The 14933-nt window shown below is 52.4% G+C and carries 10 protein-coding genes and 1 pseudogene; 10 read left to right on the forward strand and 1 reads right to left on the reverse strand.

Translation table 11 applies throughout. The features are described from left to right. The first annotated feature begins 2 nt into the window (after positions 1 to 2). The 10 genes and pseudogenes from ACFQ0N_RS06020 (at position 3) to ACFQ0N_RS06065 (ending at position 13631) form a co-directional block, all read left to right on the forward strand. Entirely contained in the window at positions 3 to 1142 is a 1140-nt protein-coding gene (locus ACFQ0N_RS06020) for an ABC transporter ATP-binding protein (protein ID WP_379323835.1), read from the forward strand. Next, complete coding sequence (locus ACFQ0N_RS06025; RefSeq protein ID WP_379323838.1) at positions 1139 to 4117, forward strand: extracellular solute-binding protein; 2979 nt, start codon at positions 1139 to 1141, stop codon at positions 4115 to 4117. Before ACFQ0N_RS06020 ends, ACFQ0N_RS06025 begins: the two co-directional genes overlap by 4 nt. Next, entirely contained in the window at positions 4114 to 5091 is a 978-nt protein-coding gene (locus ACFQ0N_RS06030; RefSeq protein ID WP_379323840.1) for a carbohydrate ABC transporter permease, read from the forward strand. Before ACFQ0N_RS06025 ends, ACFQ0N_RS06030 begins: the two co-directional genes overlap by 4 nt. Then, positions 5091 to 5954, forward strand: coding sequence for a carbohydrate ABC transporter permease (locus ACFQ0N_RS06035; RefSeq protein ID WP_379323842.1), 864 nt, complete (start codon positions 5091 to 5093; stop codon positions 5952 to 5954). The genes ACFQ0N_RS06030 and ACFQ0N_RS06035 overlap by 1 nt, the downstream gene beginning before the upstream one ends. Before the next feature lie 27 nt (positions 5955 to 5981). Continuing rightward, a complete protein-coding gene (locus ACFQ0N_RS06040; protein WP_379323844.1) occupies positions 5982 to 8000 on the forward strand; it encodes a YIP1 family protein in 2019 nt (672 codons plus the stop codon). Continuing rightward, complete coding sequence (locus ACFQ0N_RS06045; protein WP_379323846.1) at positions 7993 to 10224, forward strand: DUF5696 domain-containing protein; 2232 nt, start codon at positions 7993 to 7995, stop codon at positions 10222 to 10224. The genes ACFQ0N_RS06040 and ACFQ0N_RS06045 overlap by 8 nt, the downstream gene beginning before the upstream one ends. After that, positions 10221 to 11111, forward strand: coding sequence for a carbohydrate ABC transporter permease (locus tag ACFQ0N_RS06050; protein WP_379323848.1), 891 nt, complete (start codon positions 10221 to 10223; stop codon positions 11109 to 11111). Before ACFQ0N_RS06045 ends, ACFQ0N_RS06050 begins: the two co-directional genes overlap by 4 nt. Positions 11112 to 11113: 2 nt before the next feature. Beyond that, a complete protein-coding gene (locus ACFQ0N_RS06055) occupies positions 11114 to 12100 on the forward strand; it encodes a carbohydrate ABC transporter permease (RefSeq protein ID WP_379323850.1) in 987 nt (328 codons plus the stop codon). Next, positions 12101 to 12160 (forward strand): annotated as a pseudogene (locus ACFQ0N_RS06060) (KGG domain-containing protein); the annotation flags it as partial. 76 nt (positions 12161 to 12236) lie between these two features. After that, on the forward strand, positions 12237 to 13631 hold the full coding sequence (locus ACFQ0N_RS06065; RefSeq protein WP_379323852.1) for an extracellular solute-binding protein: 1395 nt from the start codon (positions 12237 to 12239) through the stop codon (positions 13629 to 13631). Positions 13632 to 13677: 46 nt separating this feature from the next. Here the strand turns inward: ACFQ0N_RS06065 and ACFQ0N_RS06070 are convergent, their stop codons facing one another. Then, positions 13678 to 14850 carry a substrate-binding domain-containing protein gene (locus tag ACFQ0N_RS06070; protein ID WP_379323854.1) on the reverse strand — a complete coding sequence of 391 codons (1173 nt, stop codon included), beginning with the start codon at positions 14848 to 14850 and terminating at the stop codon, positions 13678 to 13680. Between the last annotated feature and the right edge of the window lie 83 nt (positions 14851 to 14933).

Genomic DNA, 14933 nt, shown 5'->3' on the forward strand with positions numbered 1-14933 from the left:
TCATGGGTAGCATTGTGTTCAAGCATGTGTATAAGCAATATAAAGGGGAGTCGAGTCCTTCTGTTAATGATTTCGATCTGCGGATTGAAGATGGGGAGTTTCTTGTGCTGGTCGGTCCCTCCGGCTGCGGGAAATCAACGACGCTGCGCATGCTCGCCGGCCTGGAGGACATTACGCAGGGAGAACTCTATATTGACGGCAAGTTCGTCAACTACACCTCGCCCAAAAATCGGGACATTGCGATGGTTTTCCAAAATTACGCCTTATATCCTAATTTATCGGTTTATGAAAATATGGCTCTCGGTCTGAAACTGCGAAAGACAGCCAAGCATGACATCGAACATCGCGTTAACCGGGCGGCTCGGGTTCTGGAAATATCCCATTTGCTGGACAAAAGGCCAAATCAATTGTCCGGCGGTCAAAAACAGCGGGTGGCGCTTGGCCGGGCAATTGTCCGCGAACCGCAGGTGTTTCTGATGGATGAACCGCTGTCGAATCTGGATGCGAAGCTGCGCGCACAAATGCGGGCGGAGATCATAAAGCTACACGGCACAATTAAAACGACGACTGTTTATGTGACCCATGATCAGGTCGAGGCGATGACGATGGGGACGCGCATCGTCGTGATGAAAAATGGCATCATTCAACAGGTGGCGCCCCCGTACGAGCTTTATGACGATCCTGTCAACCTGTTTGTCGCCGGGTTTATCGGCTCGCCGCAGATGAATATGATAGAAGGCGGTATCGAGCGGAGGGATGGCGTTTATTATTTTACTAACAAGCGGTTCATGCTGCCGATTCCGGCAGTGTATGAGCCGCATATCCATACAAATGGCGCCAATCTCAGGCAAATTGTAATGGGGATCAGATCCGAACACGTCGTTCTCGAACCGTCTGAGGGGATCGAGAACGAAAACGACGAGCGGACGGTTTCCGGCGCCATCGACATGATGGAGCTAATGGGGGCAGATACATATGTTTATTTGAAAATCGGCGAGTTTTCCATCATCGCCCGTACGGAAGCGCATTCGACGTTTCGGAACGGCGACCGCGTCAGGGTTCGGCTTAACATGAGGAAGGCGCATTTTTTTGATCAGCACACCGGGATGTCGCTGCGTGCTCCGGGAGATGTGGGACGATGAAAGTGAAGTTGCGGAACAGGCTCATCCCGGCTTTCATTATTGCCCTCCTTCTTCTTGGTGCAATTTGGATGTTAGGCAGAGAGGATCGGCAAACGTTCGCACCTGTGAGTGATACGTCCGGATTATTGGATTTCAAGCCGGCAACGTCGCTCCTTCCCTATGCCATGCTGACGGCTGGTGATATGGGCCGCGAAATTTACAAGCTGCAGGCCGTTGAAATGGCAGCAGCAGATTATTCCGCCGTTTCAGCTGATGCGGACATCGTGGTGAAAAAGGATGAGGATGGACAACGCGCATTGTTTTGGAACAATACCGAAGGCTGGGTGGAATGGACGGTGGATGTGCCGAAAACGGGGGCGTACCAGCTTGAGTTTGAATATTTGCCGCTAAAGGGCAGCTATGCCAATATCATCCGCGGACTGCAAATCGATGGACATACGCCGTTCATCGAAGCTGAGAGGATTGTACTCGAACGGTATTGGAAAGATGCGAAGTTTCCATACGATCGCAACGAGATCGGTCAAGAGATGCGTCCGGTTCAGACGGAGATCCCTGGCTGGAAAACAGCGACTGCAGCCAATTATGCATCGTCATCAATGCCTTTTGCGTTCTTGCTGACGGAAGGAAGTCACACGATCCGGATCATAGCCTTGGCGGAGCCTGTGGCGATTCGCAAGCTGCGCTGGGTACCGCAGCTTGACATCCCCGACTACGGGAAGTACCGCGAAAGTCATGCCGATCCCGATCCTGACTCCGATCATGGTTCCGGCCGCGAGACGAAAACATGGTATCAGATCATCGAAGCCGAACAATACAAGCAAAAATCGAGCACGGCTATTCAAACAGCTTCCGTGTCCGAGCCGTATATTTCTCCCGATCCCGAAGGGCGGATCGTCTACAACACGCTTGGCGGCGACCGCTGGCGAAATCCGGGAGAATGGGTGGAGTGGACGGCGGACGTGCCCGCAGACGGGTGGTATGTCATTGACCTGAAGTTTTATCAAGGGTATCGCGGAAAGTTCAAGGCGTTCCGTACATTTATGATCGACGGTCGTGTGCCATTCCGGGAAATGCTGCATTACTCCATCAGAGCGAACGAAAATTTCGAAATCGATTCGCTCAAGGATGAACAGGGAGCGCCGTACCGATTTTATTTGACCAAAGGCAAGCACACGCTCCGGATGATCGCCGATGCCTCGCCGCTGCAGCCGCCGCTGCTGGCGCTGCAAGACGTGCTGGCTGAACTTGGCAAACTGGATCAATCGATCCGGATGATGACAGGCAATTACGGAAGCGGGACGGCTGCCACTGCCCTGGGATCCGATTCGCTGCGGACATGGGATTTGTCCAAATACGATCCCGAACTCGGGCAAAAGCTGCAGAAGCTGGTTGAACGGCTGCGCCAGATCGCCGCATATGTGGATGGCATCAACCAAAGCAAAACCGACATGACCGACGCCATCGACGTAGCCGTCGACATGTTGACGAGAATGGCTCGCGATGTGAATGATATTCCAAACCGGGTTGCCGATTTCGCCACGATCCAAAGCCGTATTGGTACATGGTTTTCGGAGCTGAACAACCAGCCGTTGCTGCTTGATTATATCGTCGTGCGAACGCCGGATGCTCAGACCGGACTGAAGGCGCCGACAGCGCTTAGCCGGCTGCCGTACGCGCTCTTGAATTTTGCCCGCACGTTTTATTTGGATTATGACACGAGGAAGCTGAACAGGCAGGAAGCGATTACAGTTTGGGTGCAGCGCGGAAGAGATTATGCCGAAGAGCTTCGCCAGATGATCGATTCCGATTTTACGCCTCAAACAGGCATTCGGGTTAACGTAAATCTGATGCCGAATCCGAATCAGCTCATCCTGGGCAATGCCGCCGGGGATCGGCCGGACGTTGTTCTGGGGACGGGTACAGAAATGCCTGTCGATTATGCAATGCGGGATGCCATAACGGATTTGTCGGTTTTTCCGGATTTTAACGAGGTAGCCGGACGATTCAACCCCGGTGTAATGAGATCTTTCGCCTTTAACGGGGGGAGCTACGCATTGCCTGAAGTACAGAATTTCCTTGCGCTCTATTATCGAACCGATATTTTCGAGCAATTGGGGCTGAAGGCGCCCGATACATGGGACGACGTTTATGAGATGCTGCCGACCCTTCAGGAGCACGGAATGACGATGTATATTCCGCCTAAAGATTTTCTGCCGTTTTTTTATCAGAATGGCGCCGAGTTTTATTCCGCCAACGGTCTGGTTACCAACCTTGGCAGCGCTGACGCGCTGAAGGCATTCCAGCAATGGACGGATTTGTATACCAAGTATGATTTGCCGCTTGAGGCGCCGGCGTTCTTCAATCATTTTCGCAATGGCGACATTCCGGTCGGCATCGCCGATTTCAATACCTATATCCAATTACAGGTGGCGGCGCCGGAAATAACGGGACATTGGAAAATGGTTCCCATACCCGGAACGCGCCAGGCTGACGAACAAGTCGCCCGCTGGGCGGCGCAGGGCGTGTCCGGTGCGATGATCATGAAGAAGAGCGACAAGCAGGAAAAAGCATGGGAGTTTCTGAAATGGTGGACGTCGGCCGATGTGCAAGCCCGCTATGCGAGCGACATGGAGTCGTTCTACGGGCTGGAATACCGGTGGAATACGGCCAATTTAAAGGCGATGTCCTCGCTTTCCTGGCCGACAGAGGATTTGAAGACGATCAAGGAGCAGGCGCGCTGGGTGAAAAACATGCCGTACGTGCCGGGGTATTACATGCTAGGCAGGGAAATGGACTTCGCTTGGAACCGGACCGTGCTTGAAGGGAAACCGGCGAAAGAATCGCTTGAGCAGGCTGAGGTTGCTTTGCAACGCGAAATGAATCGCAGGCAGGAGGATTTTGGCATTAAGCGCAGCGACAACCTGCAGGTGCCGGAAGTGGACCGGCCTATGGACTGGGGGAGGAATCTAAAATGACAGGTCAAACACAACTTCCCATCAAAACTGCTCGAACGGCGGGCGCGCCGCTTTTCGTGAAGAGGCTGCGGCAATTTGTACAGGACATTTGGGAAGCGAGAACGACCTACTTGTTTCTCGCGCCGTTCATGGTCATGTTCCTGCTCTTCATCGTTATTCCGATATTTATGGCCGCATTTTTAAGCTTTACATCGTTTGACGGATTCACGTTTCCGAAATTCGCCGGCTTTCAGAATTATTTGGCGCTCCTTACTCAAGACCTTGTTTTCCTGCGGTACGCGCTGCCGCACACGTTCAAATTTGCGCTGATCGTCGGCCCGGGAGGCTATATGCTGGCGTTTTTGTTCGCTTGGCTCATCCACCAGCTTCCGAAGCGTATGCGCGATTATTACACGCTTGCCTTTTATGCGCCTTCAATGGCCGGCGGCGTAGCGCTTTCCGTCGTCTGGATCGCCGCCTTCAGCGGCGACCGGGTCGGTTATTTGAACCATTTCCTGCTGCAAATGGGTTGGATCGACCAGCCTCAGGCTTGGCTGCAGGATACGGGCTACCTGCTGAACATAATGATTCTTGTTTCGCTATGGATCAGCTTCAGCGTCGGCTTTTTGGCCATGCTGGCCGGCTTCCAGAACGTAAATTCGGAGTTGTACGAAGCGGGTCGGATTGACGGGATCAAAAATCGGCTGCAGGAAGTCTTTTATATTACCATTCCGTCCATGAAACCGCAAATGCTGTTCAGCGCAGTCATGTCGATCGTAACGACGCTCAAGTCGGGCGGCATTTCCGTTCAGTTGACCGGGTCGGCCGTTACGCCGCAGTATGCCGGACATTTGATGATCAACCATATCGACGACTATGCCTTTATCCGCTTTCAGATGGGATACGCCTCGGCCGTATCTGTCGTGCTGCTCATCATTTCCTATCTGGTCATGCGATTCGCTTACCGGCTGTTCGCGCCGAAGGAGGGAGAATGATGGCTGTATGGAGAAGGATACGCAAAATCAAAACGTTCGATGTCATACTTGTGCTGGGACTGACTGCACTGGCGTTATTTATGCTGCTGCCGATCGCGTTCATCGTCAATCATGCGTTCAAGCCGCAGAGCGAGCTGTATTTGTTCCCGCCAACCTTTTTTGTCAAGCACCCGACGACGCGCAGCTTCGAACTGCTGTTTCTGCACACGGGCAGCGATGTCGTTCCGTTTACGCGCTATCTGTTCAATAGCGTGCTTGTTACCGGCATTACGCTTGCGTTAGTTATACTCGTCAGTACGATGGCAGCTTATGTGCTCGCCAAAAAAAGCTTCCCTTTCAAGACGCTGACGATTTCGCTGATTACCGTTTCGTTGATGTTTGCCCCGGAGACGGTGCAAATTCCGCGTTACTTGATCATTAGTGGGCTCCATGTCAATAACACTTATTTTGGGCATATTTTACCGTATCTAGCTTCGCCGGTCGCTGTCTTTCTGCTGATCGGATTCATTACGCAAATTCCGAACGAGCTGATCGAAGCGATCAAACTGGACGGCGCTTCCGAGAGCCGCATCTTCACGGGCCTCATTTTGCCATTATCCGCGCCGGCCGTGGCGACGATCTCGATCTTTACGTTCCAGGGCGTATGGAGCGATATCGAAACGTCATCGCTGTATATGCAGGACGAGACGATGCGGACGCTAGCCTTTTATGTGAGCAGTCTTGTGAGCGGGCTGCAGAACAGCGTTGCCGGTCAGAATATGGCCGCAGCCGCCGGTCTGCTCGTCTTTTTGCCGAACCTGATCACATTCCTCCTGTTCCAGAAGAAAGTGCTGGCTACGATGGTTCACTCGGGTGTGAAATAGCCCATGAAAGCAAAGGAAGAGATGAACATGATGAAACGATTGCAGACCGTCTTGCTGGCAATCGGCCTGCTTCTGGGGCTGGCGCCGTCGACCGTGTCGGCCAATCTGCCCTTCAAGACGTTCTATAGGGATGCCGGCTCGGACCATTGGAGTTGGATTCAAGCGGTGTACGTGCCGGAGGGGATCGTGACGCTGTCGCTGGAAGAGCCGACCGACCTGTTTATCGCGGGCGACGATGTTGCTTATGTGGTTGACCGAAAAACAAACCGCGTTGTCGTCGTCCAACCCGACGGCTCGCTAAAGCTGACGATCGGCGACGACGACGGGCCGGGTGCTCTGAACGCTCCTGAGGGTGTGTTCGTTGCGAAAGACGGAACCGTCTACGTCGCAGACACCGGCAACGAACGGATTGTTTTGTTCACTGGCCAAGGCAAATTTATACGGGAATACAAGAAGCCAGATTCCGCATATTTGCCCAGCGATACGTTTTTCGTCCCATCGAAAATCGTCGTCGACAAGCGGGGAGTCATGTATATCGCCATCAGCGGTTCCGAGCATGGCTTGTTGCGGATGGATCGCGAAGGCCGATATACGGGCGCGTTTGGCGCCAATAAGGCGGAACAGTCTTATTCCAACTGGCTTAAGCACTTGATTTTGAACAAGGAGCAGTTGGAAAAAGAAGTGGCTAATCGCCCGCGGCCGATTACAAATATGACGATTGATCCTTATGGATTTTTGTTCACGGCGTCTGCAGGCAGAGGCAGCGGGAACATCCGCAAGCTGAACCCCGGGGGATTGGATTCGCTGCGCAACCGAAGCTTTCAAAATGCCGAGGGCATCGTCGATCTTGCGGTCGACCGGGACGGATTTATTTATAATATCGATACCGTTTCCGCTTCCATCACATTGTATGACCCCTACGGCAATGCGATATTTTCGTTTGGCGACGTCAATTCCGATTCGCAGCGGAAAGGGGTATTCGGGTTTCCGACCAGCATCGCAGTTAATTCCGGCTACGATATATGGGTGGCAGACAGCAAGCTGAAAAACGTCCAGATTTTCAAGCGTACGCCCTTTGGAGCCAATGTGATGACTGCGGCAGCGCTTTATACGAAAGGGCTTTATGAGGAGAGTGAGCCGTATTGGCGAAAGGTTAGCGGGCAGAACGATATGTTCAACATGACTTTCCAGGGGCTGGGCAAAATCGATTTGCATGAAAAACAATACGAGCAGGCGCTCGGCCAATTCAAGCTGGCTTATGACACCGAGGGATATTCGCAGGCTTTCTGGGAAGTCCGCTATAGCTGGTTGCAGCAGCATCTGATCGAGCTTCTGGTCGTTCTGGCCGCCTTATTCCTCATTGTCAAATACGGTTCCCGCAGGGCGTACCGCTTCGCTTGCAAGCTGGCATGGCCGCGGCTGCTCGTCAGATATTGGGGAGAACTGAAGGATTTGGGTTATGTGCTTATCCATCCCTACCACGGATTTTACAAGTTGAAGGAACGAGCCGTATCTTGGGTGGCGATCGGATTGATTCTGCTGCTCGCCGTCGGATTAAAGCTGCTGTCCCTCTATTTTACCGGATTCCTGTTTAATCCGATTGATACGTCGCAAATCAATTTGTCGGCAAAAATGGCTTTCTTCATCGTCCCATGGGCTACATGGATCATCGCCAACTATTTAGTATGCAGCGTCAGAGGCGGAGAAGGAAGGCTCCGGGAAGTTGTGCAGGCGAGCGCTTACGCACTTGCGCCTTACGTCCTCTTTTCGCTGCCGATTCTGCTGCTGTCCAATCTTGTCACCCTGGACGAGCGCGTGCTCGTCGATGCATTCAATCAAGCGATGATGATCTGGATGCTTGTCCTGTTTTTCGTCAGCACCCAGGTCATACATAATTTTGAATTCGTGGAGACGATCCGCAACTCGTCCATTACGGTATTTACGATCGTCATCATCTGGTTTTTTGCCTTTATCGTATCGGGACTAAGTTACAACTTATACGACTTCTTTACTCAGTTGTACCGGGAGGTGATTTTTTATGCGTAAGCGATCGCTGCCGATAGGGAAACGGACGGTTCTGCTGCTTGCTGCAGCACTGCTGGTTATTGTGGCGCTGTCTTGGAGATTGGGCGGCGAGAGTCTGCCGACGCTCGAAGAAATGAATATGGCGCAAGGGGAGTCTGCCGGGGCATTACCTGTTTATGACGGGGAGGCTTGGCAACCGGGCGGGGCAGACGCGGAAGGGTTCGTGGAAGCGATCGATAATGGCCGATTCGCGCTGCGCATTGATCCGAAGACAACGCAAATTATCGTAACCGACAAAAAGAGTGGCTATGTATGGCGCAGCAACCCGCCAGAGCCGGAGCTGAAGGAAGAGACGGTCAAAGGGCTGCTGCTTTCCAACCTGAAGTCTCCGCTCGTCGTGGAATATTTTTCTACAGACGGCAGCGACAAGGCGAGACGCGAGTTGATCAATACGGCGAGCAAGGAGCTTCAGACATCGCTGCTTCGCTACGAAAACGGTCTGCAAGTGACGTATACGTTCACCCAAAAGCAAATTCGCCTTGTCATCCAGTACGAACTGACGGGTACTGGCCTCATTGTCCGCGTTCCGGACGAAGGGATCGCGGAAAACGGGAATTATGCGCTATTTTCACTTGATGTGCTTCCGTATTTCGGTGCAGCGCGCGCAGGCGAGGACGGTTATATTTTTGTCCCGGACGGTCCGGGAGGGTTGATCCATTTCACCGCTGACCGGTCGAGCTTGAGCCAAGGTTATGTGTCTGCGATATATGGCAGCGAAATCTCCAATGTGCGCAGTGATTTGAACAGCTCGAAACGCCAAACGAAGCAAGAGGCGATCGCTTACCCGACATTTGGGCTGAAGCGCGGGGAGCATGCCTATCTGGCGATTGTGCAGGATGGTAAGGAGGAAGCTGACATTAAGGCTATGCCCCCAGGGTTGAAATCGACCTATTATAACGTCGGTGTCAGCTTCAAATACAGGGAGGAATATCTGCGCAGAAGCAGCCGGCTGCAAAATCCGGTGAAGACGGTGGAGAGCAGCCGGATGAAGCTTGACCGGTCGGTGGAGTATCGGTTCCTGAACGGCAGCGAAGCGAATTACGCCGGCATGGCGGGAGCTTACCGGCAGGAGCTTCAGGAGGAGGGCAGGCTTGGTGCGAAGCTGGCGCCGGTCGGGCATATACCGCTCAATCTCAGTATTATCGGGGGCAATTCAGAGGAAGCGTACAACAAAGAGCGGTATGTGACGGCCACGACCTTCGCGCAGGCAAGCGAAATGGTGACCGAGCTAAACGACAGCGGGGTGCACAATATCCGCATTATTTACTTTGGCTGGCAGAGTGGCGGCGATTTCAACGCTTCGCAGCGGTTCCCGATCGAGAGCAAGCTGGGCGGGCAGGCGGCGGCGGAAGCGTTCGTCGATCAGATGCATGCGCTTGGCTTTCAGGTCCTGTTCGAAGATAACTTCGTCTACATCGATTCGGAAAGATCCCCGGTTTCCGCGAAGTCGGCCGGGATGCGCGGCATAGACGGCACGGTGTTCTTCGATTGGGGTGAACAATTTGTCCTTAAACCGGCGGTTACGGCCGGGTACGTCTATGAAACCGTTGCGAAACTGAAGGCGATCGGGGTGGACGGCATCCACTTCAATTGGCTTGGCGAGATGACATTTCGCGACTATGAGTCGCCGCCTGTGGAAAGAGCGGACACGGAGCGGCTATACCGCAGTGTGCTCTCGTATACGCAGCAGGAGCTGGGGCAGGCGGGCGTTTATCGGGGCAACGATTACACGCTCGGCGCGGTCAGCTACATGACCGAATTTCCGCTCGAATCAAACTATAACCTGATTGTAGACGAGACGGTGCCGTTTTACCCGATCGCCCTGCACGGCTACGTGTCGTATTCCGGGACACCGGGCAATGTGCGGAGCGACTACGACAGGGAGTTTCTAAAGGCGGTTGAATACGGCGCCATTCCATCGTTTTATTTGACCTACGAACCTTCTCGGGTACTCAAAAACACGCCATCGGATTATATTTTCAGCAGCCGGTTCGAGATTTGGAAAGAACGAATCCGGCAGGAGTATCGCGACTTCGATAAGCTGGCCAAACTGTACGACAAGACGATCGTCGGCCATGAGAAGCAAGCGGACGACAGGTTCGTCACCATCTACGAGGATGGTACAAAGGTCACTGTCGATTATGCGCAGAAGACGTTTTCGGTGCAGGATGGAGGAGCCCGATGAAGATCTCACAGAAGGGGTACAAACAATTTCTTTCCTACAAGCTTAAGCGGTACGGCGTAGGTTATTTGTTTATTCTGCCATGGGCAATCGGCTTCTGCTCGCTAATCGCATTCCCGCTCGGCTGGTCTTTGTTCATGAGCTTCAATAAGGTGGTCGTGACGCAGGGCGGATTCTCGTACGATTTTATCGGGCTGGGAAACTATCGGGACGCGTTCTTGAAGGACAATGTTTTTCCGGTCCAACTGATCGAGTATTTCCAGGAAATGCTGATCATGATTCCGGTCATCGTTATTTTTTCATTGCTCGTATCGCTGCTGCTAAATCAAAATTTTCCCGGCCGGTTCCTGTTTCGCGCTGTTTTCTTCCTGCCGGTCATTTTCGCCACAGGGCAGGTGCTTACCGAACTGTTCGCTCAAAACGCGGGGAAAATTCCGTTTATCGATCAATACAATCTTGAGCCGCTTATTGCCAAGTATGTCGGACCGGGACTGGCCGAGCCGGTAATGGCCGTGCTGGGCAAGACGGTCATCATCCTCTGGTACTCGGGCGTGCAAATTCTGATTTATATTGCCGGCTACCAGACGATTTCCAAATCGGTGTACGAGGCGGTGCGCATCGATGGCGCGTCGCCATGGGACAGCTTCTGGAAAATAACGCTGCCGGCGATGGTGCCGTTCATCAGCTTGAACACGTTGTACACCATTGTCGATTTGTTCACGTTTCCGATGAATCCGGTTCTTGCGCACGTAAAGAGCAATATGTTCAAGCCTGATACCGGCTATGGATATTCAAGCGCATTGGCATGGGTTTATTTCGCATTTATATTCGTGCTGCTTGCGATTGTCATGAGGCTGTTCAGCAGCAGTTCCAAGCGAAAGGGGGGATAAATATGAACATCGCGGACATCTGCCGCAACGCATCAGGAAAAATAAGCCATTTTCTATGGAGCCGTCGTATACAACGGGTAAAGATGGTAGCGCTTGGCCGGCATGCAAATGACGGCTGGATTGCCAATCTGGTCATTTATTTTCTTCTTTCCGTCATCGCTTATTTATACTTGCAGCCGCTGCTGTATATTGTCAGCACGATGTTTAAGGATCTGAGCGATTTGCTTGATCCGACTGTCAAATGGATTCCCCGGCAGCTTGATTTTAGCAATCTGGAGACGGCCTGGCGCGGACTGCACTACCCTAAAGCGTTCATGAACACATTGACGATTGCGCTCAGCTCCTCGCTCATTCAAGTCGTCGTTTGTTCTATGACCGGCTACGCGCTGGCGAAGCTGGAGTTTCCGGGCAGAGGCGTGGTGACATTTCTCGTCATTCTGACGTTTCTTGTACCGCCGCAAATTATAATCATTCCGCTCTATGTCATTTACAGCAAGCTGGGTCTGCTCAACACGCCATTCGTGTTTATCGTCCCGGCGATATTCGGCCAGGGCGTTCGCAGCGCGCTCTTTATTATCATTTTCCGCCAGTTTTTCAAGACACAGCCGATTACGCTGGAGGAAGCGGCTAAGCTGGACGGGGCATCCACGTTCAGACTGTTCTTCCGCATCATGCTGCCGCTGTCCCGGTCGGCTTGTCTCGTCGTCTTTTTGTTCTCGTTCATCTGGTACTGGAACATGTATTATGAGCCGTCGATGTTTTTGCAGGATTCCTACTTGCCGCTATCGATCAGCCTCGACCGGCTTCAGGAAGTGCTGACCGGTGTCCCGGCCGGAGGCGCCGGAGACGCGCTGCGAAGCATTGACCCGATCTCGGAAGCGCCTAAGATGGCGGCCGCATTCTTAATTATTGCTCCGCCTCTCGTCCTGTATATGTTTATGCAGCGCTGGTTTGTCGAAGGCATCGAGCGTACGGGGTTGGTCGAGTAAGAGAGACAGAGAGAGGCTAGTCGCAAAGGGGGTGAGGCCGGTCATTCGTCTGAACGCTAGAAGGGCAGGCAAGACGAATTGAACACGCAACGGAGCAGTTGATCAGGGGTGAAAAAAATTCGGGAGGGAATTATCCATGCGAGGAAGACAAATGAAAACGGCTTTGCTGCTTGGCATCGTGCTTGTTTTCTCTTTTATGATGTCCGCATGCGGCGGCAATAATGGCGGTACGGCGGGGAAAAACGATCCAAAAACGGAAACGGGAAATACGGGGACGACGAATGAAAACAAGCCGGCGGAACCAATGAAGTCCGGTACAGAAGAACATGAGCCTGTAACGCTGAAGCTGATTACTTGGAATAACACTTATCAGGAGTTGTATGATAAATTTCATGCCAAATATCCGTGGATTACGATTGAAGTCGATTTGATCGGCGGTGCCGACGATAACGGCATCGTCGAACGCATCGCCGCGTTGGAGGCGGCCGGCACGCCAGCTGATTTGACATGGCTTATGGATCTTAGCCCGTACACCAAAGGGGGGCTGCTGGAAGATTTGAAGCCGTACATGGAAAAAGACGAAAGCTTGAGAAACGTAAAATTGCCGGACGGATTTTTTGAATCGATGGAAAGCGGAGGCAAGCGGTTTGCGATTCCTTTCGTCGATGTTCCGATGTGGGTGCTCGTGAATAAAGATTTGCTTGAAAAATACGGGTTGGAAATGCCTGCGAACGATTGGACTTACGATGATTTCCGCAGTATGGCAAAAGCGGCGACCGACCCGGCGGCCGGAGAATACGGCTTGACGTATAATCCGATTTTTGCCGGTCACTTTACTACGGCTATGTCGGTTGCGAACGGTAACTCGCCTAATCTGACCTACATGAACGAAGATTTGACCCAGAGTGTACTTAACTCTCCGGCCGTATTGTCCGATGTGAAATGGATGAAGGAACTGGTGACGAAGGACGGTTCACTGCCAAGCGCAAAGAAGGCGGAAGAGCTGGGAGGATCCGTGAACAATTTCGTCAACGGCAAAACGCTGTTTGATATCGGCGGCGACTGGGTGCTTGAGCCACTGAACAAAGAGGCTAAATTCCAGTGGGACGTTCTGCCGTTTCCGAAGGGAAAGGTGAAGCAATCGACGTATCATATTTACGGTCCGATCGGAATGCTCGCTGGGTCGAAACATAAAGAAGCCGCCTATCTATGGATCAGCTTCCAATTCGAGCTGGAGGCGCAAAAATGGAAGATCGACCACGGGGCGAATGCCTCCGTCATCAATGACGAGCTGAGCGCTTACATCGATCAATCGCCGCTTTGGCAGGGAAAAAACACCAGCGCCGTAAAGCTGACCAAGGATATGGGCAGCATTGCTCCGGGCGCTACCATACCGGCATTCTCGGAATATATGTGGTGGCAGCCTTGGCTGACGGAAGTAATTCTGGGTGGAAAAGATCCGAATGGCATTATTCCGCTGGTTGAAGCGTGGAACAAAAAGACGCTGCAACTGAGAAACGGCGGAAAGTAGGCCAATAAAAAGAGGAGGGGGCTATGTCCTTCTCCTCTTTTGACACTTATAGCGGAGCATGGTTTACCGCACAGGGAGCGGTTGATTTTCTGACGATTAGCTTGTTTGGCAGCACGATTTTCCGCCGCACCTGCTTCGGATTTTCCATGACGGAAATGAGCAGCCTTACCGACTCTTTTCCGATATCGTACTCAACTTGGCTGATACATGTCGGGGGGATGCTGGACCAAGGAGCAAACTCGTAATTGTCGAAAAATACGACGGACAATTGTTCAGGCACACGGATTCCCAGTTCCAGTGCCGCTTCCATGAGGGTGAGGCCCACAGACGAATTAACGGCAAAAACGCCGGTGATGTCCGGGTTTTCTTTCAGGAAGGTCTGAATTTCTTTCTTCGAGGTTTCGTCGGCGATGCCTTCGTTCAGTATGGCGTTCATCGGTTCCGGCGCAAAGTGCGTGAGGCGCAGCCGATGCTCTACAGGAATGTTGTGCTCCGCCAGCGCTTTCTCGTACCCGGCCAGCCGATCCTCCAGACTGGTCGTGCCGGGATAGGAGGTGGACAGGAAGCCGATCTTCCGATGGTTCAAGGATATGAGATGCGCTGTCGCCACGCGGGCGCCTTCTACATTATCCGCATGCACGCAGTTCGTCTCGATTCCCCGCAAGTAACGGTCCACGACGACAACCGGAAAATCGACCAGCGTCAGCCGCAAAATATCTTCACTGTACGTCTCGCCGTCAACGGGGAATATAATAATGCCTTTCACGCCAAGCTGAATGACTTCCTGCAGCGCCTCTTTTTCGATTTCCTGGGAGTCGTTCGTTTTGCAAAAAATGAGCCGATAGCCGTTCTTGGCCAGCTCGCTTTCGATCCCGTCCAGCATCCGGGCAGTGAAAGAGTTTCGCAGTCGCGGCATCAGATAGGCAACCAACCCTTTGTTTTTAGTGTTCTTCGCCGGCTCAGGCGAATAGATGAGCGGCTCTCCGAGCGGATCGGGTGAAATAAAGGAGCCCTTGCCCTGCACGCGAAAAATGAGGCCGTCCTCGTTCAGTTTGGAGAGCGCATTTTTTACTGTGATCCGGCTGACGTTAAAACGCTCCGCCAATTCATTCTCGGACGGAATTTTATCGCCGGGGAGCCACTTTTTCTGCTCGATTTGATCTAATATATATTGACGAATCTGGGTATATAGCGGGATACGTTGTGAAGATCTAATCATACCGGATTCACTCCTATATTTTAATGATTATAACAAATGTACAATATTCCGTTATAATTGTATAGAGGTTTAAATGAACGAAT

The organism is Paenibacillus sp. GCM10027626, from assembly GCF_042676285.1.
GTDB lineage: Bacteria > Bacillota > Bacilli > Paenibacillales > Paenibacillaceae > Paenibacillus_Z.

Excerpts from the sequence above, each read along its gene's own strand:
- ACFQ0N_RS06050 (WP_379323848.1), top strand. The coding sequence starts at position 10,221 with ATGAAGATCTCACAGAAGGGGTACAAACAATTTCTTTCCTACAAGCTT.
- ACFQ0N_RS06070 (WP_379323854.1), bottom strand. The coding sequence starts at position 14,850 with ATGATTAGATCTTCACAACGTATCCCGCTATATACCCAGATTCGTCAA.
- ACFQ0N_RS06065 (WP_379323852.1), top strand. The coding sequence starts at position 12,237 with ATGCGAGGAAGACAAATGAAAACGGCTTTGCTGCTTGGCATCGTGCTT.
- ACFQ0N_RS06030 (WP_379323840.1), top strand. The coding sequence starts at position 4,114 with ATGACAGGTCAAACACAACTTCCCATCAAAACTGCTCGAACGGCGGGC.
- ACFQ0N_RS06055 (WP_379323850.1), top strand. The coding sequence starts at position 11,114 with ATGAACATCGCGGACATCTGCCGCAACGCATCAGGAAAAATAAGCCAT.
- ACFQ0N_RS06025 (WP_379323838.1), top strand. The coding sequence starts at position 1,139 with ATGAAAGTGAAGTTGCGGAACAGGCTCATCCCGGCTTTCATTATTGCC.
- ACFQ0N_RS06035 (WP_379323842.1), top strand. The coding sequence starts at position 5,091 with ATGGCTGTATGGAGAAGGATACGCAAAATCAAAACGTTCGATGTCATA.
- ACFQ0N_RS06045 (WP_379323846.1), top strand. The coding sequence starts at position 7,993 with ATGCGTAAGCGATCGCTGCCGATAGGGAAACGGACGGTTCTGCTGCTT.
- ACFQ0N_RS06040 (WP_379323844.1), top strand. The coding sequence starts at position 5,982 with ATGATGAAACGATTGCAGACCGTCTTGCTGGCAATCGGCCTGCTTCTG.
- ACFQ0N_RS06020 (WP_379323835.1), top strand. The coding sequence starts at position 3 with ATGGGTAGCATTGTGTTCAAGCATGTGTATAAGCAATATAAAGGGGAG.